This window comes from Streptococcus salivarius, from assembly GCF_002094975.1.
Lineage (GTDB): Bacteria > Bacillota > Bacilli > Lactobacillales > Streptococcaceae > Streptococcus > Streptococcus salivarius_D.
In genome coordinates this window covers 1672185-1697728 of the sequence record NZ_CP015283.1, presented here as the reverse complement: position 1 = coordinate 1697728, position 25544 = coordinate 1672185, and the positions used below count along the sequence as shown (strand labels likewise).

The 25544-nt window shown below is 39.7% G+C and carries 18 protein-coding genes; 11 read left to right on the top strand and 7 right to left on the bottom strand.

Going from position 1 to position 25544, the window contains the following annotated elements; all coding sequences use genetic code 11:
- Positions 1-106: 106 nt before the first annotated feature.
- The 6 genes from V471_RS07930 to V471_RS07905 all read left to right on the top strand — a co-directional run bounded on the left by V471_RS07930 (position 107) and on the right by V471_RS07905 (position 8733).
- Positions 107-3820, top strand: coding sequence for a pullulanase (locus tag V471_RS07930; protein WP_084871381.1), 3714 nt, complete (start codon positions 107-109; stop codon positions 3818-3820).
- A gap of 250 nt (positions 3821-4070) precedes the next feature.
- Entirely contained in the window at positions 4071-4943 is an 873-nt protein-coding gene (gene efeO / locus V471_RS07925) for an iron uptake system protein EfeO (RefSeq protein ID WP_084871380.1), read from the top strand.
- A 5-nt stretch (positions 4944-4948) separates the two neighbouring features.
- Positions 4949-6154: an iron uptake transporter deferrochelatase/peroxidase subunit gene (gene efeB / locus V471_RS07920; protein ID WP_084871379.1), complete on the top strand. Its 1206-nt coding sequence runs from the start codon at positions 4949-4951 to the stop codon at positions 6152-6154.
- A complete protein-coding gene (locus V471_RS07915) occupies positions 6132-7817 on the top strand; it encodes an FTR1 family iron permease (protein WP_084871378.1) in 1686 nt (561 codons plus the stop codon). The genes efeB and V471_RS07915 overlap by 23 nt, the downstream gene beginning before the upstream one ends.
- A complete protein-coding gene (tatC, locus tag V471_RS07910; protein WP_045001743.1) occupies positions 7804-8532 on the top strand; it encodes a twin-arginine translocase subunit TatC in 729 nt (242 codons plus the stop codon). Before V471_RS07915 ends, tatC begins: the two co-directional genes overlap by 14 nt.
- A gap of 12 nt (positions 8533-8544) precedes the next feature.
- Positions 8545-8733 carry a twin-arginine translocase TatA/TatE family subunit gene (locus V471_RS07905; RefSeq protein WP_084871377.1) on the top strand — a complete coding sequence of 63 codons (189 nt, stop codon included), beginning with the start codon at positions 8545-8547 and terminating at the stop codon, positions 8731-8733.
- A gap of 146 nt (positions 8734-8879) precedes the next feature.
- On the opposite strand, the gene V471_RS07900 is transcribed toward V471_RS07905, so the two are convergent.
- The 5 genes from V471_RS07900 to V471_RS07880 form a co-directional block, all read right to left on the bottom strand.
- The gene (locus V471_RS07900; protein WP_004182539.1) at positions 8880-8972 is read right to left on the bottom strand and encodes a type I toxin-antitoxin system Fst family toxin; all 93 of its coding nucleotides are present in this window, start codon (positions 8970-8972) and stop codon (positions 8880-8882) included.
- Positions 8973-9130: 158 nt separating this feature from the next.
- Entirely contained in the window at positions 9131-10267 is a 1137-nt protein-coding gene (locus V471_RS07895; RefSeq protein ID WP_002884983.1) for an ABC transporter ATP-binding protein, read from the bottom strand.
- A 15-nt stretch (positions 10268-10282) separates the two neighbouring features.
- Positions 10283-11119, bottom strand: a complete 837-nt coding sequence (locus V471_RS07890; RefSeq protein WP_004182537.1) for a sugar ABC transporter permease — start codon at positions 11117-11119, stop codon at positions 10283-10285.
- The gene (locus V471_RS07885; RefSeq protein WP_002885067.1) at positions 11119-12477 is read right to left on the bottom strand and encodes a carbohydrate ABC transporter permease; all 1359 of its coding nucleotides are present in this window, start codon (positions 12475-12477) and stop codon (positions 11119-11121) included. Before V471_RS07885 ends, V471_RS07890 begins: the two co-directional genes overlap by 1 nt.
- An 89-nt stretch (positions 12478-12566) precedes the next feature.
- Complete coding sequence (locus tag V471_RS07880; RefSeq protein WP_002884898.1) at positions 12567-13814, bottom strand: extracellular solute-binding protein; 1248 nt, start codon at positions 13812-13814, stop codon at positions 12567-12569.
- Positions 13815-13996: 182 nt separating this feature from the next.
- Here V471_RS07880 and V471_RS07875 point away from each other — a divergent pair, with 182 nt between their 5' ends.
- The 3 genes from V471_RS07875 (at position 13997) to glgP (ending at position 19013) form a co-directional block, all read left to right on the top strand.
- Entirely contained in the window at positions 13997-14998 is a 1002-nt protein-coding gene (locus V471_RS07875) for a LacI family DNA-binding transcriptional regulator (protein ID WP_084871376.1), read from the top strand.
- A 252-nt stretch (positions 14999-15250) separates the two neighbouring features.
- Complete coding sequence (gene malQ, locus V471_RS07870; protein ID WP_045772428.1) at positions 15251-16750, top strand: 4-alpha-glucanotransferase; 1500 nt, start codon at positions 15251-15253, stop codon at positions 16748-16750.
- Between the two features lies 1 nt (position 16751).
- Positions 16752-19013 carry a glycogen/starch/alpha-glucan family phosphorylase gene (glgP, locus tag V471_RS07865; RefSeq protein ID WP_084871375.1) on the top strand — a complete coding sequence of 754 codons (2262 nt, stop codon included), beginning with the start codon at positions 16752-16754 and terminating at the stop codon, positions 19011-19013.
- 108 nt (positions 19014-19121) lie between these two features.
- Here glgP and V471_RS07860 read toward each other — a convergent pair whose 3' ends face one another.
- Positions 19122-20141: a hypothetical protein gene (locus V471_RS07860; RefSeq protein ID WP_231910676.1), complete on the bottom strand. Its 1020-nt coding sequence runs from the start codon at positions 20139-20141 to the stop codon at positions 19122-19124.
- A gap of 231 nt (positions 20142-20372) precedes the next feature.
- On the opposite strand from V471_RS07860, the gene V471_RS07855 reads away from it, so the two are divergent.
- Together V471_RS07855 and xerS are read left to right on the top strand one after the other, a co-directional pair.
- Positions 20373-21362 carry a lipoate--protein ligase gene (locus tag V471_RS07855; RefSeq protein ID WP_084871374.1) on the top strand — a complete coding sequence of 330 codons (990 nt, stop codon included), beginning with the start codon at positions 20373-20375 and terminating at the stop codon, positions 21360-21362.
- Positions 21363-21658: 296 nt separating this feature from the next.
- Positions 21659-22729: a tyrosine recombinase XerS gene (xerS, locus tag V471_RS07850; RefSeq protein ID WP_045001736.1), complete on the top strand. Its 1071-nt coding sequence runs from the start codon at positions 21659-21661 to the stop codon at positions 22727-22729.
- A 162-nt stretch (positions 22730-22891) separates the two neighbouring features.
- Here the strand turns inward: xerS and V471_RS07845 are convergent, their stop codons facing one another.
- On the bottom strand, positions 22892-25432 hold the full coding sequence (locus V471_RS07845) for a M1 family metallopeptidase (RefSeq protein ID WP_084871373.1): 2541 nt from the start codon (positions 25430-25432) through the stop codon (positions 22892-22894).
- Between the last annotated feature and the right edge of the window lie 112 nt (positions 25433-25544).

The window sequence follows — 25544 nt, the reverse complement described above, 5'->3', positions numbered from 1 at the left end:
TCTTATGGTTCTCTCTTTTTTAATTTTCAAAGAGAGAAAACGCTTGCATAAATGAAAGCTAAATGGTATATTAAAAAACATGAAAACGTTAACAAAAGGAGTTTCTATGAAAAGAAATACTCAAGCTAATGATGAAAAAGTTCTTCGTTATAGCCTTCGCAAGTACAAGTTAGGTTTGGCTTCTGTAACCATTGGAGCTATTTTTTTGAGCTTTGCTGCAGTTCAAGGAGTAAAAGCAGATGAAGCAGTATCAACGCCCGACTCTAGCACACAGGTAGAACCAGCTGATCCTAGTCTTACTACCAGTGGACTAGTAACTGAAACGCCAACAGCTCCTGTAGCAGCTGAGAATGCCACGGTGTCCAAGGAAAATGAGCCAGTTTCTCTTCCAGAAGAAAATACTGGCCGTACTGAGATTCCCAAGCTAACTGAAACTAGCGAAAACACGCCAAAAACAGTAAGTACTAGTAATAGTCAAGCTCTTACGAATGCATCTGAGGATCCTATTGCTGATGGGTCTATTCGCTTGCATTTCCAAGAGTTGCCAAGTCCAGACAAGGCATCGCTTGGACTTTGGACTTGGGATGATGTTGAGACACCATCATCTCAGAAGGGGGCCTGGCCGACAGGGGCAACCTCATTTGCTGAAGCTAAACAGGATGATTATGGTGTCTATTTAGATGTGAAGTTGTCTTCAGCACCTAAAAAACTTAGCTTCTTGATTAATAATGCCGCTGGAACGAACCTTTCAGGGGATAAAGCAGTCGAAATTCTTAGCCCTCAAATGAATGAAGCCTGGATTGACAAGGATTTCCAAGTTTACAGCTATCAACCTATCCCTCAAGACCACGTTCGTATCAATTATTTCCGTACGGATGGTGACTATAGCAATAAGTCTGTCTGGTATTGGGGTGATGTTAAGGACGCTCCAAGCAATTGGCCTGATGGTGTCAATTTCCAACCGAATGGTAAGTATGGTGCCTACTTAGATATTCCACTAACACAAGCGGCAAAATCGATAGGATTTTTACTCTTAGATGAGAGCAAAACAGGAGATGATGTGAAAATTCAATCAAATGATTATAAATTTAGTGACTTGAAAAAATCTCGTCAGCTTTTCGTACGAGATACTGATCCGACAGTCTACACCAACCCTTACTTTGTCAAGGATGTGCGTTTGACTGGGGCTCAGCAGCTTAGTCCAAGCCAAATCGAACTTAGCTTCACCAACTTAGACGAGGTCTCATCTGAAGATATTCTCAAAGACCTTAAGGTGACGGATAAGGATGGTAACAGTGTAACTCTTAAACAGCTTGACTTGGATGCTAAACTCAAAAAAGCTACATTAACAGGTGATTTTGCTGCAGAAAATCTGCCTTATAAGGTCACTTTGGGCAGTGATAGTTTTAAAACATCTGAGAGCTGGCAATTAAAGGATGCCCTCTACAGTTATGATGGTGAATTGGGTGCTCGACTAGAAGAGAATGGTACTAAGGCACATGTGACACTTTGGTCACCAAGTGCTAATCAAGTAGATATCATTGTCTATGATAAGAATAATCAAGACAAGGTGCTGGCTGAACACGCTCTAAGCAAAGGGCCTCGAGGTACTTGGCAAGCTGACCTACTTGCGACTGATTTTGGCCTTGAAAACTTAACAGGTTATTTCTATCAATACCGCATTAAACGTGGTGATCAGTCAGTAATTGTTCTTGATCCTTATGCGAAATCTCTGGCAGCTTGGAATAGTGACGATGCCAACAAGGGACCTGAACACAAGATTGCCAAGGCTGCCTTTGTAGATCCTGCTAATTATGGACCAAAAGACCTTGACTACGCTAAGATTCCTAACTTTAAATCTCGAGAAGATGCCATTATTTATGAGGCCCATGTCCGAGATTTCACCTCTGACAAGGCTATCTCAGCTGAATTGAAGCACCAGTTTGGTACTTTTGCAGCTTTTGCGGAGCGTTTGGATTATCTTAAAGACCTTGGGGTTACCCATATTCAGCTTTTGCCAGTATTGAGCTACTATTTTGTTAATGAATTGCAAAATGGGAAGCGTTTGGATGCCTATGCATCAAGCGATAGTAACTACAACTGGGGCTATGATCCACAAAACTATTTCTCTTTGACGGGTATGTATTCTGAAAACCCTAGTGATCCGGCTAAACGTATTGAAGAATTCAAGAATTTAGTTGTAGCTATCCATGCCCATGGTATGGGTGTTATCTTGGATGTGGTTTATAATCATACAGCCAAGACAGCTATTTTTGAAGACCTTGAGCCAAATTACTATCACTTTATGGATGCTGATGGCACTCCTCGTTCGAGTTTTGGAGGCGGTCGTCTAGGTACGACTCACTATATGAGCCGTCGTGTCTTGGTGGATTCCATTGCTTATTTGACTAAGGAATATAAAGTAGATGGTTTCCGCTTTGATATGATGGGTGACCATGATGCTGAAAGTATCGAGCAAGCTTACAATACTGCACGCGCCCTTAATCCAAATCTCATTATGCTTGGTGAGGGTTGGGTGACTTATGCTGGCGATGAAAATAGCCCGGTTCAGCCTGCCGATCAGTCTTGGATGAAAGACACAGATACCGTAGCAGTATTTTCAGATGATATTCGAAATACCCTCAAATCAGGTTATCCAAACGAGGGAACACCGGCCTTCATCACAGGTGGAAAACGTGATATTAATAAGGTTTTTGATAATATCAAGGCGCAACCAACTAACTTCGAGGCTGATTCTCCAGGTGATGTTATCCAGTATATTGCTGCTCATGATAATTTGACCCTTTTTGATATCATCGCCCAATCAATCAAGAAGGATCCAAGCAAGCCTGAGAATAATGCTGAAATTCATCGTCGCTTGCGTCTAGGAAACCTCATGGTCTTGACTGCTCAGGGAACACCATTTATTCACTCTGGTCAGGAATACGGCCGCACCAAACAGTTCCGTGATCCGGCCTACCGTTATCCTGTATCTGAGGACAAGGTGCCGAACAAGTCGCACCTCTTAGTTGATGAAAAGGGCAATCCATTTGACTATCCTTACTTCATCCATGATTCTTATGATTCTAGTGATGCGGTTAACCATTTTGACTGGACTAAGGCGACTAATAGCCAGGCCTTCCCAGAAAATACGAAAACGCGTGCCTTTACCAAAGGGTTAATTGCCTTACGTAAGTCTACGGATGCCTTCAATTTCAAATCTAAAGCAGATGTGGGTGCTCGTGTGACACTATTGACAGTTCCTGGTCAGGATAATGTTGCTCAAGAAGATTTGGTATTAGGATACCAAACTGTTGCTTCCAATGGGGATCGTTACCTTGTCTATGTCAATGCGGATAGCAAGGCTCGTCAGTTTGATTTGAGCAAGCTTACAAATGGTCCATCCTATATGGTTTTAGCAGATGGCAATCAAGTTAATCTATCTGGAATTAGTGAGCTATCAGGTGTTGCAATCAACAATCACATCTTGACCTTGAACCCACTAACAGCGACGATTATTCGTTTAACCAATGCTCAGACACCAACTGAGGAAGTAGCTAAGCCTTCTGAGAAGACTGCGTCATTTGGTGGAAAAGAGACTGAGGTAACTAAAACAAGAGTCAAGACCTCAAGTCCAGAGGACCTTGTCGGAGATGCTGAGCTTGTTAACCATGGCAATGGTCAGGGTAAGACTGAAGCTAGTCGTCAAACTGATAAGCAACTGCCATCTACTGGTGAAAAGACAAATCGTGGACTCTTTGTAACAGGTTTGCTAAGTATTCTTAGCCTAGGATTCCTTCGAAAACGTCGTACAAAATAATAAGTAACAACAGGTTATTTCCTGTTGTTTTTCTTTTATTTAGAATCATTCTTATCTGCTCTTTAGAATAGTTCTTAAATAGCCTAAAACCGTTGACAGTGCTGGTTCCTTCTGTTAGTTTAGAATATGTTCTCTTACATATGAGAGACCATTATTGACTTATCATCGTTCGTTTTTCATATCGAAATAACAAACGATTCACATATATAACGACAAATGTCGAACACTATCTTGAAAATAGGAGACATTCATGAAAAAACTTAACAAACTTGGTGTTGTTCTTTTAGCATCAGGGCTTTTATTGACGGCTTGTGCCAAATCTGGTAATTCAAGTAATTCTAGCTCATCTAGCTCAAAACTCACAGCCAGTGAGCAAAAGCAATTGAAGCAGGCCACAAGTGATTACAAGACTTTCGTTGAAGGTGAAATCGATCAGCTTTTGAATGATACTGAAGGATTCAGTGAAACCCTCAAGTCAGGAAATCTTGAAGAAGCTAAGAAACAATACCCATTGGTTCGTATGGCTTACGAACGTTCAGAACCAATTGCCGAAAGCTTTGGTGAGTCTGATGTGAAAATCGACTACCGTTTGGTTGATTACATGGACGAAAATAAATCAGAAGATGGCTGGTCAGGTTTCCACCGTATTGAACGCATCATGTGGCAAGACAACACGACCGATGGTACAGCTGCCTATGCAGATCAATTGGTCAACGATATCAAGGAGCTCAAGGCTAAGATTGCAACTGTTAAAGTCACTCCAGATATCATGTTGACTGGAGCTGTAGACCTTCTGAACGAAGTTGCCACTCAAAAGATTACAGGTGAAGAAGAAGTCTTCTCACACACTGATCTCTACGATTTCCGTGCCAATATTGAAGGAGCAGAAAAAATCTTTGAACTCTTCAAGCCATTGATCCAAAAGAAAGATGCTAAGCTTGTTAAGACTTTGGAAACAGAATTCAAGAATGTCAATGGTCTTTTGGACAAACACATGACTGATGAGAAAAACTATAAGTCTTATACAGATTTGAGTGAGGCAGATACTAAGGAATTGGCCGAAGCTGTAACTAAACTTGGTGAACCATTATCACAAATGGGTGTTATTCTAGATGGGAAATAAGAAAAATGACTGACGAAAAATTTTTAGATCAAAAAATGGACCGTCGTGAATTTCTTAAAAAAGCAGGTATTGGAGGGGCTGGGCTAGCGCTTGGTCTTTCTGGTGCATCTGCTTTTTTCAATAATCAGGATAGTTCAAGTAAAAAAGCTTATGATGGAGATGAAGATATTAGCTTCTATGGCAAACACCAGGCTGGGATTACAACTCCTATGCAAAAGGCTTGCTACTTGGTGGTGCTAGATCTTCACACAACTGATAAAAAAGAAGTGATTCAGCTTTTTAAAGACTGGACAGACTATAGTAGTAAGTTGGTCGAAGGAGAGCTGGTCAAAAAAGATGGTTCTAATGCTCTCTTACCTCCAACAGAAACAGGTGAAACAGTGGGACTCAACCCCTATCGCTTGAGCCTGACTTTTGGTGTCTCGGCTGATTTTCTTAAAAAACTTGGTTTGGAATCTAAACGTCCTAAGCTCTTCCGTGATTTGCCTCCATTTCCAAAGGAGCAGTTACAGGACAAGTATACGGGTGGAGATATCGTTATTCAAGCCTGTGCGGATGATGAACAGGTAGCCTTTCATGCTGTTCGAAATCTGATCCGCAAAGGTCGTAATAAAATCACCATGAAGTGGAGTAAATCAGGTTTTGCAGCCATCGGAGACCGTAAGGAGACGCCTCGAAATCTCTTTGGCTTCAAGGACGGTACTGCCAATGTTACGACGGAAAAGGAGTTCGACAAGGTTGTCTGGACTGATAGTAAGGATTGGATGAAGGGTGGTTCTTATATGGCTCTTCGTCTGGTACAGATGCACTTGGAGACTTGGGATCGTACCAATTTGCAGGAGCAGGAAAACACCTTTGGTCGCTATAAGGAATCAGGAGCACCCTTTGGCAAGAAAGATGAGTTTGACGAAGTAGATCTCTCAAAACTACCAGTCGATTCTCATGTGCGTTTGGCTAAAGAAGTAGACCTTCCTATCTTACGTCGTTCGTACTCTTATTCAGATGGTATTGATGAGAGAACTGGCCAGTTTGATGCAGGATTGATTTTCATTGCCTACCAGAAGGATCCAGACCGTTTTGTCAAAATACAGACCAATCTTGGTGCTGTAGACAAGATGAATGAGTACATCACCCATATCGGAAGTGGGCTCTTTGCTTGCTTTGCAGGCGTGGAGAAAGGAGGCTACCTTGGTCAAGCACTCTTTGAATAAACTCCTCGTTTTGCTTGGACTTCTGGCTCTATTCTTGACCTATCCAGTTGCTGCTGAATCCTATAGTGATCTCTATATCAAAATCACAGATGCAACAACAGCTGTTCAAAATAAGGATCAAGCAAAAGCTAAGGAATTAGTCGGTGAGATTAAGACTTATTTCGAAACAAAAGAAAATCACGATTCCAAGGCTGGTAAAAAAGTTAGCAAGGCTCTTGATATTAAAGGTGACGTGACAGAAGAGGACTTAACCTCTATCTCGTCAGCCCTTCTTAAATTTGAGAAAGAGCAAAATCCTGTTGACTTGGATGCGGAAAAGGAAAAACTTGAGACCCGTCTTAATCCTTATTTCAAGAACTTACAGGATGCCATTACGGCTAAGGACCTAGCTGCGACCCGCAAAACTTACGGCGAATTGAATAATGCTTGGACGCGAAATGAAGCTGTTGTCCGTGACCACAGTACTGCCTACTACGGCAAGATTGAGACGGCCATTTCACTTTTGCGCAGTAGCATTGAGACGGAGCCTACTGATTTCACCAGCATCCAGTCGTCCTATGATGATCTCAAGGGTGGGATTGATGACTTTATCAAGGGCGTCCCTCTTGATAGTAAAAGCTCAAGTTTAACCCTAAAAGATGGTATTAAACTCTTGGAAAAGGCTCTCGGTCAATTCCAAGCAGGTGATGAAAAAACGGCTACGGCAACTATGAAGAAGTTCATCACTATCTGGCCAACCATTGAAGGTGATGTAAGCACGACTAACCCTAGTCTCTATACGCGCGTGGAGAGTGAAACTCCCGTTATCATGGTTAAGGGAAAAGAAAAAGCTTATCAGGACAAACTGCAAGCCTTGATTACAGACCTATCTGCTATCGATACCAGTGCTTCTTATAATGCCTTTGATGCCATGTTGATTCTCTTGCGTGAAGGGGTCGAAGCCCTCCTTATCGTCATGGCCCTTGTGACAACTCTTAAGGCAGCCAAGATGTGTAAGGGACTCAAATGGGTTTATGGCGGAGCCATTGCTGGTGTTCTTGCCAGCGCAGTTATAGCTGTTATCTTACAAGTTGTCTTTCCAGCTGTGACCTCAGGGGCTAACCGTGAAATTATTGAAGGTGGCGTTGGTATCTTTGCAGTTGCGATGATGATTCTGATTGGAATCTGGCTCCACAGCAAGTCGTCAGTTAAACAGTGGAATGACTTTATGGACCGTCAGATGAAGACAGTGACGGCTACTGGAAGTTTTGTATCCATGTTTGCCCTTAGTTTCTTGGCTGTCTTCCGTGAAGGTGCCGAGACCATTCTTTTCTATGTTGGTATTATTCCACGTATCACGACAGCTAATTTCTTGATTGGTATTGCTTTAGCCATTGCAGTTCTTGTTATTATTGCTGTTGCTATGACTAAAGCTAGTCACTATATTAAACCTCACCGCATCTTCTTTATTTTGACCTGGTTGATTTATGCCTTGGCCTTCAAGATGCTCGGTGTCAGCATTCATGCCCTTCAGTTGACTAATATGATGTCCAATCATTTGATTAGTGGTTTCCCAATCATTGATTGGGCTGGTATTTATCCAAGCTGGGAAGTCTTGATTCCACAAATTATCTTTATTGTTATTATTGCCTTTGTAACGGTGAAACAGCATGGCAAGAAGTAAGGACGAGATGACCATTGTTGAGCATCTGGTGGAATTTCGAAGACGTTTTATTGCAGTAGTGATTTGCTTTTTCCTAGTTTTCTGTATCACTCTGTTGTTTGCCGGAGAGCTCTATGCTTATCTGACTAGAGGATTTGATAAGCCCTTATTGGTTCTAGGACCTAACGATATTCTCTGGATTTACATTAACTTAGCCAGCCTTATGGCTTTTACAGTCACTTTGCCTTTTACCACCTACCAGATTTGGCAGTTTGTGAAACCTGGTTTGAGGGACAATGAAGCGCGTGCCATTTTTGCCTATATTCCAGCAACTTTTGTCTGTTTTGTATTGGGTTTGGCCTTTGGTTATTATTTTGTTAGTCCAGCTATCTTAGAAGTGCTTTTAAAACTAGGTGAAGAGCTCTTTGATACACAAATTACAGCACAAAACTACCTTATTTTTTTACTGCATACGACAGTGCCTTTAGCAGTTCTCTTTGAACTTCCCGTAGTTGTTAGTTTCCTAACCTCTATAGGTATATTGACACCAGAATTTCTGACACGCTATAGACGCTATGCTTACTTTGTTCTCTTAGTTTTGGCGGTCATTCTGACACCAGCTGACTTTATCAGTGACCTAGCTATGACTGCTCCCTTAATCTTGCTTTATGAAGTTAGCGTAACTCTTAGTAAGCTCATTTATAAACGTAAACAAAGAAAATATAAAGATAAATAGAAAGGAGATCTCATGGGAATTCTACGTGATATCGGAGCTCCAGGACTTACCATTATCGTCCTAGGTGCCCTCCTCATCTTTGGTCCTAAACGCTTGCCAGAACTCGGACAATCTATCGGTAAAATGCTAGCCGAGTTTAAAGCAGCCGTAAATAAGACAGATAATGATAAAAAAGACGAAGAAGACAAGACTAAAGACTAAGATCTCTATCTAAAGGTTACCTTCAAGTTTCTTGACAATTCTAAGCTTTTATGACATAATACACTTGTATTGAATAGTAAGTCTATATCATAGGCAAGAAAAGACCCCAAGCTAACTTCCACATAAGCTCGGGGTCTTTTTTAGCACTATCTATCCTTGTTTAACCACTTGTCGATCAGACGAAGGATAACACCGACCACAATAGGTCCGATGATAGTTTTGAATAGTAAATCCATCATAGGCAAACTCACCTCCCTTCGTAGGCGGTGTCGAGGTGCCAAAGGATATTATATCATAGATTGAAAGAGATATGTTTAGTGAGTGATAGGAAGTACTGTTAGAATGTAGGTTAATCATGCCAAACAAAAAATCAGCCACTTGAGCTGATTTTTTTATCTTACAAACTGATACGTTTTTCTGTTTCAGCGTCGAAGAAGTGACCTTTAGCAACGTTGAAAGTAAGGTTAACTTTTTCACCTGGATTATGGAAGTCACGCGCATCAACACGGGCAGCAAACTCAGTTTCTCCAAGTTTTAGGTAGAGCATTGTTTCTGCACCAAGAAGCTCTGAAACGACGACTTCAGCATCTACATTGGCATCTGGATAGACTTCTTGAACGATTGGACGGCTTGAAACATCTTCAGGACGGATACCAAAGATAACTTCCTTGCCTTGATAACCAGTTTCTTTCAAGATTTTAGCTTGACCTTCAGAGATTGCAATATCCAAACCTTCAGAGTTAGTGATACGGTTGCCATCAACTTTGACATTGAAGAAGTTCATAGCAGGACTTCCGATGAATCCGGCAACAAATTTATTGGCTGGCTCATTATAAAGTTCTTGAGGGGTACCAATTTGTTCGATACGACCGATAGTACCAGAACCATCAGGGTTTTTAGTAGAACTCATGATAACGATACGGTCAGCAAGAGTCATAGCTTCTGTTTGGTCGTGGGTTACGTAGATGGTTGTTGCGCCAATATTACGAGTAATTTTAGCAATTTCAGCACGCATGGTCACACGAAGCTTAGCATCCAAGTTTGAGAGAGGTTCATCCATGAGGAAGACTTTAGCATCACGAACGATGGCACGTCCCATAGCTACACGTTGACGTTGACCACCAGATAGGTCTGCAGGCTTACGATCTAAGAACTCTGTCAAACCAAGGCTGGCAGCAGCTTCACGGACACGTTTGTCGATATCGTCTTTTTTATATTTACGAAGTTTAAGACCAAAGGCCATATTTTCATAAACAGTCATGTGAGGGTAAAGTGCGTAGTTTTGGAATACCATGGCAATGTCACGATCTTTTGGTGATTTGTCATTAACCACTTCACCATCGATATAGAGTTTACCTTCTGTGATTTCTTCGAGACCAGCAACCATACGGAGAGTTGTTGATTTACCACATCCTGAAGGACCTACGAAAACGATGAATTCCTTGTCTTTGATATCGATACTGAAATCTTCGACAGAGTAGTGAGTTGCATTTGGGTATTTTTTATAAATTTTATCCAGTTTAAGAGTTGTCATATCATTTATCCTTTATTATTTAACTGATCCGCCGGTTACACCTTCAACATAGTATTTTTGCATGAAGATAAAGAGAAGGGTGATTGGGATGGCGATGATAATAGCACCTGCGGTAAATGGAAGGAACCATTCATTGATAGCGTCTTGGTTAAGCATTTGATAGAGTCCAAGGGCAACCGTATATTTATCTTTAACGTCGCCGAGGATAACAGATGCAAAGATGAAGTCTACCCAAGGTCCCATGAAGGCCATGAGGGCAGTGTAGACGATGATTGGTTTAGAAAGTGGCAAGGTAATCTTAGTGAAGATTTGAAGACGAGTTGCCCCATCAATCATTGCTGATTCATCCAATGAGTAAGGAATGGTATCAAAGAAACCTTTAGCAATGTAGAAACCAAGAGCTGCCCCTGCAGAATATACCAAGACCAAAGATGTCAAGGTTTGTGTCAAATTGAGGGCCTTCAAAATGTAGTAGACCGCAATCATTGACATGAATCCAGGGAACATGTTAAGTACGAGTGCCAATTTCAAGAAGCCATTTCTGTGTTTGAATTTAATACGGCTAAGTGAGTAGGCCATACCTACGGTAATTAAAGTTGAGAGGATACATGTACATGTGGCAACGATGAAGGTATTGATGAACCATTTTCCAAATGGATAAGCATCGCTGGTAAACAGTTTAATGTAGTTATTAAAAGTGTAAGTCTTAGGGAAGAAGTAAGGCACTGCATTAGCTCCTTCACCACGAAAACTTGTAAGGAAGATCCAAATAATAGGAATCAACCAGATAACAGCTAGAACTGTCAATAGAATATAAGTACCAGTTAGGTAAAGATTTTTCTTACGTTTCATTATTTAGCAGCCCCTTCCTTGAATGAAGATGATCTTGTGTAGGCCAAGAGACTGAATGTTGCAGAGATGGCGAAAATCAAGATACCGATAACAGATGCCAAGTTGTAGTCTTTAGCGCTAACAGTCAGTTTGTAGAGCCAAGTTACCAAGAGGTCAGTTGAACCCGCTTGATAGTATTCAGAGTTAGTAGGTCCACCACCAGTAAGGAAGTAGATAACGTTGAAGTTATTGATATTACCGATGAATTGTTGAATCAATGATGGTGCCATAATCAAGAGAATTTGTGGGAAAGTGATGCTCTTGAAGATTTGGAATTTGCTTGCTCCATCAATTTCAGCAGCTTCGATCTGCTCAGTTGGCAAGTTCATGATGATACCAGTTGCAACCAACATTGTGAACGGAATACCAATCCACATATTTACAAAGATAATAGAGAACTTAGCCCAGAGAGGGTCAGTCAAGAATGGAATTGGTCCATTAGTGAGATGCAAGGTTTGAAGCAAACCATTCAAAGGACCATGGTCATTAAGGAAGTTACGCATCAAAAGAAGGGATACGAACTGTGGAACGGCGATAGTGATAACAAAGAGTGTACGCCATACTTTCTTGAATTTAAGCCCCTTAGTGTTGAGCAAGAGAGCAAGGACAATACCGAAGAAGAAAGTTGTTGCTGTTGCAGCAACTGCCCAAATCAAGGTCCATGTCAAAAGTGGGAAGAAAGTACCAGCCATACGACCTTGTAAAACTTCACCAAAACTTGAGAAACCAACCCAGTCAAAGAGTGATTTAGGTGCTGGGTGATTGTGGTCAAAGTTAGTAAAGGCCAAACAAATCATGTAGATCAAAGGCAAGATTGTGAAGAGCAAAACTCCAATCAATGGGACAGTCATAAGTCCCATGTGGAAACGACCATCGGCCAAGGTCTTGAAGTCTTCAACAAAGTTAGGAACTTTACGTCCAGATTGTTTGAGAGCCATGAGATGACGAGCACTCTTAAGGTTACACCAGTAAATATAAGCGAAAACTGCACAGAAGATTAATGATGCAAGTCCAAAAATCAACAAGAGCATAGAGTTATCTCCAGCGACCTGAACAGTAAGCTTAACCCCATTAACCTCTTTAATAGCCTCACCCTGTTCTTGAGTCCCCAAGGTAATCATCCCTTTAAGTGCAGGGATAATTTGGATAACGAAGGCTACTAAGAAGGCAATCTCAGAAAGGAGGAAGAGCAAGCCCTTGGTGAACTGTTTGTTGACCAAGTTTGCCAATCCCATTACCAGAAAGGATAATTTGACATCCCATGTACCTTCTTTGAAGACCTGGCGCATAGGAGTTGTGTCGTAGATTGTTTGTGACATAGATATCTCCTCAGATAAATATTTAATTAGTGATAGATAAAGAGGCTAGGAACCTGACCTGCCTCTTTACCTTCTCATAGTTAGGATTCTTATTTAGCTGCTGCCAAATCTTTATCAAATTGTTGTAATTTAGTAAGGAATTGGTCTTCCTTGATTTTACCGTTATATGCATCACTCATAAGAGCAGCACTTTCAGTCCAGAAGACTGACATTTGACTAAGTTTAGGCATAACAGTTGTGTACTGATCAGATGAACCCATAGTGATTACAGCTTGTGCAAGAGCATCCTTTTGAACAGCTTCAGAAGCTTGAACTTCTTTGTTAGCTGGGATGATGTGACGGTCTTCATTAGTGAATTGGTTGTTTTGACTGTCTTTGCTTGTCAAAGCTTGTGCCAATTGGTAAGAAGCAGCGATACGTTCAGCGTTACCTTTAGATGGTGTTTGGTTAACAGCGTAAAGTTTAACACCCATGAAGGCTTTTTGTTGAACATCTTGACCACCGATATTAACTGTTGGGTAAACAGCAACACCAAGATTGTCTTTACCAACAGCTTTAGCAGCTGCAGCGTAGTCCCATGGTCCTGATTGGAAAGCATCAACAGAACCATCTTCGAATTTAGCCATCATGTTAGCTGAATCGACATTGACAAATCCTTTATTGTCTTTTTGAGCTGCGATGAACTTAAGAACATTCACACCAGCTTCGTTACCCCAGTTAGTACCTTTCACATCTTCACCGTTAGGACCAAAGAGTGTGTCACCAACTGAAAGGAAGAGAGGAGCAGTTACATAAGCGTTAACTTCTTTCAAGTTGCTACCAAATTTAGCTTTAGAAGTGATTGTTTCGTATGATTTCACATCTTCTTCATTAAGTTTAGATTTGTTGTAGTATGTAACTTGTGTTTCGATACCGTATGGGAAGGCGTAAGTTTTACCTTTGTATTGAGCACCTACAGCAGCTTGTTCAGTATCTTGCTCAGCAATTTCTTTTGAGTATTGCTCAGGGATTTCTTGGATAGCTCCAGCGTCTACCAATTTACCAAGTTGGTCATGTGGAAGTGAGAAGACATCTGCAGCAGTAGAAGCGTCCTTAGTCAAGTTTTCTTGAGCATTTGGATCTTCCATTTCAACCATATCAACTTTGTAACCAGATTTCTTTTCAAACTGTGCTACTGTATCTGAGTAAGATTTCTTAGCACCAGTTGGTACCCAAAGTTTCAAAGTCTTACTATCTGAGCTTGAGCTCTTGCTTGAGTTTGAACCACAAGCTACCAAGAGCGATCCAGCCACAAGTAATCCAGCACTACCAAGTAATACCTTTTGCCATTTTTTCATTTCTATTTCCTCCAGAAATTTAGTTTACGATAAACATTACGCAACCGTTTCCACAATCTGTCAAGTATTTTATAAAAAAATTTTTAACTTTTTGCAAACGATTGCAAAAATCGCCTGTTTAGTTTATAATTGTTCTTATAATTTTCGACTATAAAAATATTTATGAGAATGAGAGGGATATAATGGCTACAATTAAGGATGTTGCTAAGAAGGCTGGTGTCAGCCCATCAACGGTAAGTAGGACATTAAAGGATAACCCTGCGATATCAGAAGAAACCAAACTAAAAGTAAGAGCAGCTATGGAAGAATTAGGTTATGTACCCAACTCAGCAGCACAAATGTTGGCAACAGGCTTAACGCATAGTTTAGGGGTTGTTCTTCCTCCTTTAACTGACCGAGAAAATATCAGCCAGCCCTTCTATATGGAGATTCTAACAGCAATCAATGAAGAAGCTAGTTGTCATTCTCAGGTCGTTAGTATTGCTACGGGAGCAACGCTAGAGGAATTAGTTAAACAAGTTGAGCTCATGCATCGTCAAAAACGGGCAGATGGCTTTATAATCCTCTATTCAGAAAAGAAAGATCCTGTTAAAGATTACCTATTAAAAGCAAAAGTACCTTTCGTAGTGGTCGGAGCAGCAGTGGATAATGAAAATAAAGTAACCTATATTGATAATGATAATAAGGAATTAGGACGTGAAGCTGTAAATTACCTCCAGACAAAAGGGCACCGAAAGATTGGTTTTGTCACAGATGATCTTTTTGGACAAGTAGGGCAGGAACGTTATCAAGGGTATAAGGAAGTAGCAGAAGAACAAAATTTGGATGTCCTACCTGAACTTGTCTTTTCAGCACGAACAATCGAGGATTTAAAGAAAGAATTGGAAAGATTTTCTCCGACAGCTTTGATTGTTAAGGATGACCTTATCGCCCTTCGTCTTATTCAATGGCTAAACAATCAAGGATTTAGAGTTCCTGAAGATTTTGCAATTATTTCTTTCAATAATTCGACTTTTGCAGAAATCATGCATCCTTTCTTGACCACATTTGACATTAATATTCAAGAACTTGGAAAGAAAAGTGTCTTGAGACTCTTGGCTCTTCTCAAAGACGCTAAAACTAAGTCAGAGAAAGTGACTATCCCATTTAAACTCATTGAAAGAGAAAGTGTCACAAATAGATAAAGTCTAATAATGCTATATTGACCTGGTTGGTATTAAGTTACCAACCACTTTTTTTATTATTAGATAACTACTTAAAAAACTAGAGTTTCTTTATCACTCAGCTAGAAGTCATTATTGCTTGAAAGCGCTTGTTTTACGAATGTTTTTTAAAAAAGATATAAAAAAATTTCTATTTTTTTGCTAAAAATTCTTGACTTGTGCAAACGTTTGCATTATAATCATAAGTGTAAAAAATAATTTGAGGTAAACTTTATGAACAAACGAGCAAGCGGTGTATTGATGCACATCACATCACTTCCAGGTGACTACGGGATCGGATCTTTCGGTCAAGCAGCCTATGACTTTGTTGATTTCTTGAAAGAAACAAAACAAACATACTGGCAGATCTTGCCACTTACTACAACAAGTTATGGGGACTCACCTTATCAATCATTCTCTGCGGTAGCGGGGAACACACACTTCATCGATTTGGATTTCCTTATTCGTGACAAGTTTCTAACTAAAGCTGATGTTAAAGGCGCTGACTTTGGATCAGATCCAGAGTTTATCGACTATGCTAAAGTTTATGAAGCACGTCGCCCACTTCTTGAAAAAGCAGTCAAAGCAATCTTGGCAGATAAGAAAGAAGCTAAGAAGTTTGAAGCTTTCAAAACTGAAAATGCTAACTGGTTGGCAGATTATGCTGACTTCATGGCTTTCAAAGAATACTTTGATAACAAAGCCCTTCAAGATTGGGATGATAAAAAAGCGGTTAAACGTGATGAAGCAACTCTTGAAAAACTTCGCAAAGAACTTGCTGATGTCATCACTTACCACCAAGTAGTGCAATACCTCTTCTTTAGCCAATGGGCAGAACTTAAAGCCTATGCTAACAAAAATGGTATTCAAATCATTGGTGACATGCCAATCTACATCTCAGCTGATAGTGTTGAAGTTTGGACACAACCACACCTCTTCAAACTAGATGCTGAATGTAAACCACGTTACATTGCCGGAGTTCCACCAGATAACTTCTCAGCTACTGGTCAACTTTGGGGTAACCCAATCTATGCTTGGGATAAACATAAAGCAGAAAACTATGCTTGGTGGGTATTCCGTATTCAAGAATCATTCAAACTTTATGATTACTTGCGTATCGACCACTTCAAAGGTTTCTCTGACTTCTGGGAAATTCCTGGTGGAGATGAAACTGCTGAAAATGGTGAATGGGTTCCTGGACCTGGTTATGACCTCTTCAAAGTGGTCAAAGAAGAATTGGGTGATCTTAAAATCATTGCCGAAGACCTTGGTAACATTGATGATAAGACACGTAAACTTCTTGCAGACTGTGGTTACCCTGGAATGAAGATTGTTCAATTTGGTTTCTACGATACTACTGGAAACAGCATTGACATTCCTCACGTATACACACAACATTCAGTTGCTTACACAGGTACACACGATAATGAAGTAATCAATGGTTGGTACGACAACTTGACGCAAGAGCAACGTGATTACACTGATGCTTACATCAACCGTCGTCAAGGTGAACCAATCACACGTGCTCTTCTTCGCACACTCTTTGCTACAGTAAGCAACACTGCTATTGCGACTATGCAGGATATCCTTGATAAACCTGAAAATAGCCGTACAAACTTCCCTAACACAGTTGGTGAAAACTGGAAATGGCGTATGCTCCCAGGTGAAATCACTGTAGACAAGAAAGAATTTTTGACAGACATTACAGAAAGATATAATCGAGGTAATAACTAAAATGGCTACATTTACACAATATGTTGAAGCAAAAAACAAAAATCTTAAGGACCTTTCAAACGAAGAAATCTACTACCTTTTGTTGGAATTCGTAAAAGAAGCAGCTGCTCCAAAACCTAAAAACGATAGCAAACGTAAAGTTTACTACATCTCAGCTGAGTTCTTGATTGGTAAACTTTTGTCTAACAACTTGATCAACTTGGGCATCTACAAAGATGTTAAAGCTGAGTTGGCTGCTGCTGGTAAATCAATCAGCGAAGTTGAAGACGTTGAACCAGAACCATCTCTTGGTAACGGTGGTTTGGGTCGTTTGGCTTCATGTTTCATCGACTCTATGGCAACACTTGGCATCAACGGTGAAGGTGTTGGTCTTAACTACCACTGTGGTCTTTTCAAACAAGTCTTCAAAGATAACAAACAAGATGCAGAACCAAACTACTGGATTGAAGATCAATCATGGTTGGTACCAACTGATATCTCTTATGATGTTCCATTCAAAAACTTCACATTGAAATCACGTTTGGACCGCTTGGATATCTTGGGTTACAAGAAAGAAACTAAGAACTACCTTAACCTCTTCGATATCAATGGTTTGGATTACGGTTTGATTGAAAAGGGAATCACTTTTGATCAAGACGAAATCGAAAAGAACTTGACACTTTTCCTTTACCCAGATGATTCAACTCGTAAAGGTGAGCTCTTGCGTATTTACCAACAATACTTCATGGTATCAAACGCTGCTCAACTTTTGATTGACGAAGCTATCGAACGTGGTTCTAACCTTCACGACCTTCCAGATTACGCTTATGTACAAATCAACGATACTCACCCATCAATGGTAATTCCAGAATTGATCCGACTTTTGACAGAAAAACATGGATTTGAATTTGATGAAGCAGTAGCAATCGTAAGCAAAATGGTTGGTTACACAAACCACACTATCTTGGCTGAAGCCCTTGAAAAATGGCCTCTTGACTACCTTGAAGAAGTCGTTCCACACCTTGTTGTTATCATCAAGAAATTGGATGCTATCGTTCGTGAAAAATTCGAAGATCCACGTGTTCAAATCATTGACGAACACAACCGTGTTCACATGGCACACATGGACATCCACTTCTCTACAAGTGTTAACGGTGTAGCAGCACTTCACACAGAAATCCTTAAAGCTTCTGAGTTGAAACCATTCTACGACCTTTACCCAGAACGCTTCAACAACAAAACAAACGGTATTACATTCCGTCGTTGGTTGGAATTCTCAAACCAAGAACTTGCTGACTACATCAAAGAATTGATTGGTGATGGTTACCTTACTGACGCAACTCAATTGGAAAAATTGGCTGCCTTTGCAGATGATCCAGCAGTTCACAAACGTTTGGCTCAAATCAAATATGATAACAAGTTGTCACTTAAACGTTATCTTAAAGCCAACAAAGGTATCGATCTTGATGAAAACTCAATCATTGATACACAAATCAAACGTTTCCACGAATACAAACGTCAACAAATGAACGCTTTGTATGTCATCCACAAATACTTGGAAATCAAAAAAGGAAACCTTCCAAAACGTAAAATCACTATCATCTTTGGTGGTAAAGCAGCTCCTGCCTACGTTATTGCTCAAGACATTATCCACTTAATCTTGTCACTTTCTGAACTCATCAACAATGATCCAGAAGTAAGCAAATACCTCAACGTTCACTTGGTTGAAAACTACAACGTAACAGTTGCTGAACACCTTATCCCAGCAACAGATATCTCAGAACAAATCTCATTGGCTTCTAAAGAAGCTTCAGGTACAGGTAACATGAAATTCATGCTTAACGGTGCCCTTACACTTGGTACGATGGACGGTGCCAACGTTGAGATTGCTGAATTGGTAGGACCAGAAAACATCTTCACATTCGGTAAAGACTCTGATACAATCATCGACCTTTACGAAAAAGAAGGTTATGTATCACGTGATTACTACGAAAAAGATGCTAACATCAAAGCAGCTGTTGACTTTATCGTAAGCGAAGACCTCGTTAAAGTTGGAGATAAAGAACGCTTGGAACGTCTCCACAAAGAACTTATCTCTAAAGACTGGTTCATGACATTGATTGACTTGGCTGAATACATCGACAAGAAAGAAGAAGTATACGCAGCTTACGAAGATCAAGATGCATGGAACAAAAAAGTTGTTTACAACATTGCTGAAGCAGGATTCTTCTCATCTGACCGTACAATCGAACAGTATGACAAAGACATCTGGCACACAAAATAATATTCTAGTTGCATAGAAGAAAAACAAGATCAGAAATGGTCTTGTTTTTTTGCATGAAAAAACACAGCCAATAGATAAATTAACTGTGTTTACCTAAATTAAATTCTGTTAATTTAGGTATTGGTGCAATATATCATTCATATAGGCTTCTTTATTTGATGAATCATAAGTTTTAGATGTTGAGTATTTTAGATAATGGATTTCATTTTTTGCAGTTCTTGATTCTTCTTGTAGGTAAGAATCTGTAATGGTAATCTTAAAATCCTCGCTCTTACCTGTTAAATCAAGGCTCAGTGGGAAATTTGTAAACTTATCTGAGTAAAAGGCCATTTTATAAAAGTTATACCCATCACCTCTAAAAGAATTTAAATGAGGAAATTGTATATTGTACATGCCATCCCAATAATTTCCATACTCTCTAATATCGTAGTCATCGAAGAATTCCTGAATTCTTTCCTTGTTAGCAAAATCCTTATCAAAGGTAACAAAGGGAGCCTGCCAATCCCAGAGTGGGATGTCTCCTTCATTTCCGTAGATAATATAGCTTTGCATTTTTCCTGATTTAGGATTTTTCAACTGAAAGTGGTATTTACTAACACCATCTTTGACAGCACCAGTTTGGTAGAGGGTATCACCAGGAACTATCATAAATAGGAAGTCCCTTAGATATAACTCGAAGTCGGCATCCATTGTTTTATCATGTAATCCAGGGAAGCGCTCAATCATTTGTCTGTAATTCTCTGCATTCGAACACCATTCTTCATCAAAACCCGGACCAACCTCAAAAACTTTACGGTCAAAATAGCGTTCATAACGGTCGAAAAAGTTTTCAGTAGAAGTCACCTGTCCAAATGGTAAAGTGATTTTGGTCTTATCAGTAAAAGTGATATGCAATAGAAGTCTGCGGGGATCAATTCCTTTATCGATATAATGGCCGACCTTATATGTAGACAGATTATCAGGGAAATCGTCTTTTCCGAAGTGGAAGACCTCTATCTCAATATCTTTGACAACTTTTCTTTGAGGTTTTATCTTCTCAACGCTGTAATTATAGGCCTTGTAATAGTAATTGTTTTTATCGTAGAGATAAGGCTTATAAGCTCTTTGGTAGGCATTATAGAGAAACATTCCAAGAGCAACAAAAAGAAGCAGAGTAAATGCTATTTTGACCTTTTTATTTATTTTACTGGTTAGCCTCGAGAAATAGAGACTTAATTTACTAGGATTTTGTAACATTCTAAAACTCCCCATATATTTTTTACTATTATATCATGAAAATCCTTATACCTAAGGCGTCTTCGTGTACTTTGTCACCGTTTTTCTTTATAATATAAGTATCACATTACAAGAGGAGACCTCATGAAATATATCGTAAACATATCAAATGATCCTGCCTATAATATTGCTTTGGAAGCCTATGCCTTTCGTGAATTGGTGAATGAAGATGAATTGTTCATTCTTTGGATTAACCGTCCAGCTATCATTGTTGGTAAACACCAAAATACCATTCAAGAGATTAACAAAGAATATACAGATGCTCATGGTATCAAGGTCGTTCGTCGTTTGTCTGGTGGTGGCGCTGTTTATCACGATTTGAATAACCTCAATTATACTATCATCTCTAACAAGGCAGATGAAGGTGCTTTTGACTTTAAGACTTTCTCTCAACCTGTAATCGCAACACTTGCTGATTTGGGAGTTAAGGCTGAGTTTACTGGCCGTAATGACCTTGAAATCGACGGCAAAAAGTTCTGTGGAAATGCTCAAGCTTACTATAAAGGTCGTATGATGCACCATGGTTGCTTGCTCTTTGACGTTGATATGTCCGTTCTTGGCCAAGCCCTCAAAGTCAGCAAAGACAAAATTGAATCAAAAGGTGTTAAATCTGTACGAGCTCGTGTAACAAACATCGTAGATGAATTACCAGAAAAAATCACTGTAAATGAATTCTCAGATAAGATCTTGGAAAAAATGAAGGAATTTTACCCTGACATGACCGAATACGTCCTTTCTGAAGACGAATTGGCTAAAATTCAAGAGTCTTATGAGAAGCAATTCAATACCTGGGACTGGACATACGGTCAATCACCAGAATACACAGTAGAACGTAATGTTCGTTACCCAGCTGGTAAAATCTCAACCTATGCCAATGTTGAAAATTCTATCATTAAATCTGTTAAGATTTACGGAGATTTCTTTGGTATTGGAGATGTATCTGATATTGAAGACTTGCTGGTCGGTGTACCTTACGAATACGAAGATGTCTTGGCTAAGCTTAAAACCATTGACACAATACATTATTTCTCACGTATGACAACTGAGGAGGTTGCAAAAGCTATCGTAGCTTAATCATTGTTTGAACAATCTGGAAAACTCCAGGTTGTTTTTTCTTGTGAAAATTTCTATAAGTAAATAATACGCTATAAAGATTTTTAAAAGTCAAAGAACAATAAAGCTATTTTTATATGGGGTCAGAAACTTAGTTTATGATTGATTTAGTGTAGTATTTTGTATATCTGAATAATAAACCTATAAAGCCTCTAAGAGAAAAAACCTCACAACATCTTTCCGAAAAACTGTAATTTTCTTGAAAGAAAGATAAGGGTGTGATATACTTCTATTAAGTAACTTTGGAGAAAAAACAAATGAAACGTGAACTCTTACTCGAAAAAATTGAGGAATACAAATCTCTAATGCCCTGGTTTGTTCTGGAGTATTATCAGTCTAAACTATCAGTACCGTATTCTTTTACGACCTTATACGAATACCTTAAGGAATATAAACGCTTTTTTGACTGGTTGATTGAGTCAGGTATTTCAGATGCTGATGATATTGCCTCAATTGACATCAAAACCTTGGAAAATCTAACTAAAAAAGATATGGAGTCATTTGTGCTTTATCTACGTGAACGTCCATCTTTGAATACCTATTCCAAGAAACAGGGTGTCTCTCAAACGACCATTAATCGTACACTTTCAGCTCTATCTAGTCTCTATAAGTATTTAACCGAGGAGGTCGAGGGTCCTGACGGTGAGCCGTATTTCTATCGTAACGTTATGAAAAAAGTTTCTACTAAGAAAAAGAAAGAAACTCTAGCTGCACGTGCTGAGAATATCAAACAGAAACTCTTTCTAGGCGATGAAACCATGGAATTCCTTGATTATGTAGAAAATGAATACGAAGTCAAGCTCTCAAATCGCGCTAAATCATCGTTTTATAAGAATAAAGAACGTGATTTAGCTATCATTGCCTTGCTGCTGGCTTCAGGTGTTCGACTTTCTGAGGCTGTTAATCTGGACCTTAAAGATATCAATCTAAAAATGATGGTCATCGACGTCACTCGAAAAGGTGGCAAACGGGACTCAGTTAATGTAGCAAGTTTTGCAAAGCCCTATCTTGAAACTTATCTCAGTATACGTGATAAACGCTATAAGGCTGAAAAGCAAGATGTTGCCCTCTTTTTAACGGAATATCGAGGGGTTCCAAACCGTATTGATGCTTCAAGTATCGAAAAGATGGTTGCCAAATATTCTCAGGATTTCAAAATTCGTGTGACTCCCCACAAGCTTCGACATACTCTGGCAACACGCCTTTATGATGCTACCAAGTCTCAAGTTTTAGTGAGTCATCAACTTGGCCATGCTTCCACTCAGGTTACTGATCTATATACGCATATTGTTAATGATGAACAAAAAAATGCTCTAGACAATTTATAATTGGCTATCCCAACCATTCCTATTTGGAGTGGTTGTTTTTATTTTACATAAATTTAATTATGCTAAGGACGTTTTGTTATCCCTTTAAATACATAACTATATTTATGTAAACTATCATATACAAAAAACAAACTCTCCTTCACGGAAAGCTTGTTTTTCTTATTAATAATCTTTAAGAGCAGATTCAACGGCTGCTTTTTCTTTTTCAATCAAGTTTACTCGTGCAGCAATTGTCTTAATTCCCATTAGGATATTACGTTCCAAGGCTTTATCACTTGTTTGTGGCTCGAAGAAAGCAATATATTGATCAAGACGTTCTTGCGTTTTAAAGATTGATGCTGGGATATTGACAAAGCTATCAAAGCTCATATCACCACCAAGGGCTGCTTTAATCCAATCCCAGTTATCTTTTGCCCAGTTCCAAACGGTTTCTTGAGCAAAAGATTTGCTGAGGAAATTCATATACCAGAGGTATAAGTCTTGAGGTTTAACGACATGTTTGTCTTTAAGCTGACCTAGCACGTAGTCGAGACCTTCTTGATTTTTAAGGTATGAAACTGCTTGAGTTAATTGACGACGGAAGTTACTATCATTTGTTGTGACGTATGCGTTGACATAGTCCTCAACAAGGGTAAGACTGTCTTCTTGTTTCATTTGATTAATGAGAACAAGACCACGGACACTTGCAGGGATGCTTTCAATGTTTTCTTTATGAGCTTGGAAAACACTTGCAGCTGCAAGGACTGCTGGTTGATAGTCTGCTTGAATCAAGTAGCTAAGTGCCGTTTGACGAACCATTTCATCTTCATCTGACTCTCCATCTTTGGCATCGAAACCAAGACGTTCAAAGTCGTTTTGGAATTGACGACGTACCAAAGCTTTGTAGTGCACTTCTGCTTCTGTATCCTCATCGATAAAGCGTTTCAAACCAGCGAGGATTTGAGACTTAGCTTGCGCAATCAAGAAGCTTTCTTCTTTTTCGACAAGATCAAGAAGAGCCACTAGGCTTGCATAGGAGATACGACCACTTTCAGCAAGAAGACGACGTTCCTGTAAGATTTGAAGTTTACTTACAGTATCAAGGGTAGCAAATTCCTCTAAGAGTTGATCCAAGAGTTGTCCTTGGTAGTCTGTGATGTAATGTGCCGTATTTGCTGTATTAAGGCGAAGAGCTCCATTATTTTCAGCAGCAAACTGGCTATAATTTGGAATCTCAATACGCTCTTCTGAGAGTGTGTCTGGAAGTCCTTTCCAATTTGTGTTCAATGGAATTTCCCAAAGACGCCCTTTGTCTTCATGTTCACCAATGAAGAATTGTTTTTGACTAAGAATAAGAGTGTCGTCAACAACTTCTGCACTAACAACAGGGTAACCTGGTTGCTCCAACCAAGTATCCATGAAACTAGAGACATCTTTGCCAGAAGCATCAGAGAGTGCATTCCAGAGGTCACGTCCAATAGTGTTGTTGTACTGGTGCTTTTCGAAGTAAGCTTTAAGTCCTTTGGCGAAGGCTTCATCACCTAACCAACGGCGAAGCATATGCATGAGGCGGCTACCTTTAGCGTAAACGATAGCACTATCAAAGAGGGTGTTAATCTCATCTGGATGATTAACTTCCATGTGGACAGACTGAACACCATCTGTAGCATCACGTTGGAGAGCATGAGGCACACCAGTTGTTTGGAAATCTTCAAAGATGTTCCAGCTAGGTTCAATGGCGTCTACTGAGACATACTCCATCATATTGGCAAAGCTCTCGTTAAGCCAGAGATCATCCCACCATTTCATCGTTACAAGGTTACCGAACCATTGGTGAGCCAATTCGTGGGCAACCACAAGAGCTACTTGTTGACGACTTGTAGCTGAGCTATTTTCATCTACAAGAAGGTAAACTTCACGATAGGTAACAAGTCCCCAGTTTTCCATGGCACCTGCTGAGAAGTCAGGAAGTGCGAGATGGTATGACAATGGGATAGGATACTTGACTTGGAAGTAGTCTTCGTAGAAATCAATGACACGAACTGCAATATCAAGGGCAAAGTCAACGCTATTTTCAGCTTGTGCAACTGTAGCGAAGACACCAACTTCAGTTCCGTTTTGTGTTTTCGCTGTCTTTCCTTGAAGAGCTCCAAAACCAAAGGCAAGGAGGTATGTAGACATACGAGGGGTTGTCTCAAAAGTCCAAACCCCAGTTTCTTCACGCAAATGGCTATTGATTTCAGGCATGTTAGACAAGGCGATATCGCCTTCTTCGGCATCAAATTTCAATGAGAAATCAAAAGTCGCTTTGGCTTCTGGTTCATCAACTGATGGGAAGGCTTCACGCGCAAAATGAGATTCAAACTGCGTTGAAATAATTTCTTTCTTCTCACCATTGTAGGTGTAATATGATGGGTAAATCCCTGTCATATTATCTGTAATACGACCAGAGAATTCAATGACAAGCGTCAAAACACCGGTCTCTGGAAGTTCAATATGGAAGGCTTCGTTAGCATCATCCATTTGGAAGTTCAATGATTCATTATCCAAGAGAACGGAACTAATGGTAAGGTCTTTTTGGTGAAGGGAGATATGGTTATCAAGGGCTTCACCTGTGATGGCAACATTCCCTGTAAAGGTCTTTTCAGAACGATTAATGTCCAAGAAAAGATTGTAGTTTTCAGGGATGAAACTTTCGATAAAACGAGCAACAGATGCTGTCATACGTATATACTCCTAATCTAACTTTTCGTATCGAAACAGACTGAGATATGTTTCGATATCAGACTCTTTTGCAAAAGAAAAGAGTCTGAATTATTCAATACAGACCCATTAT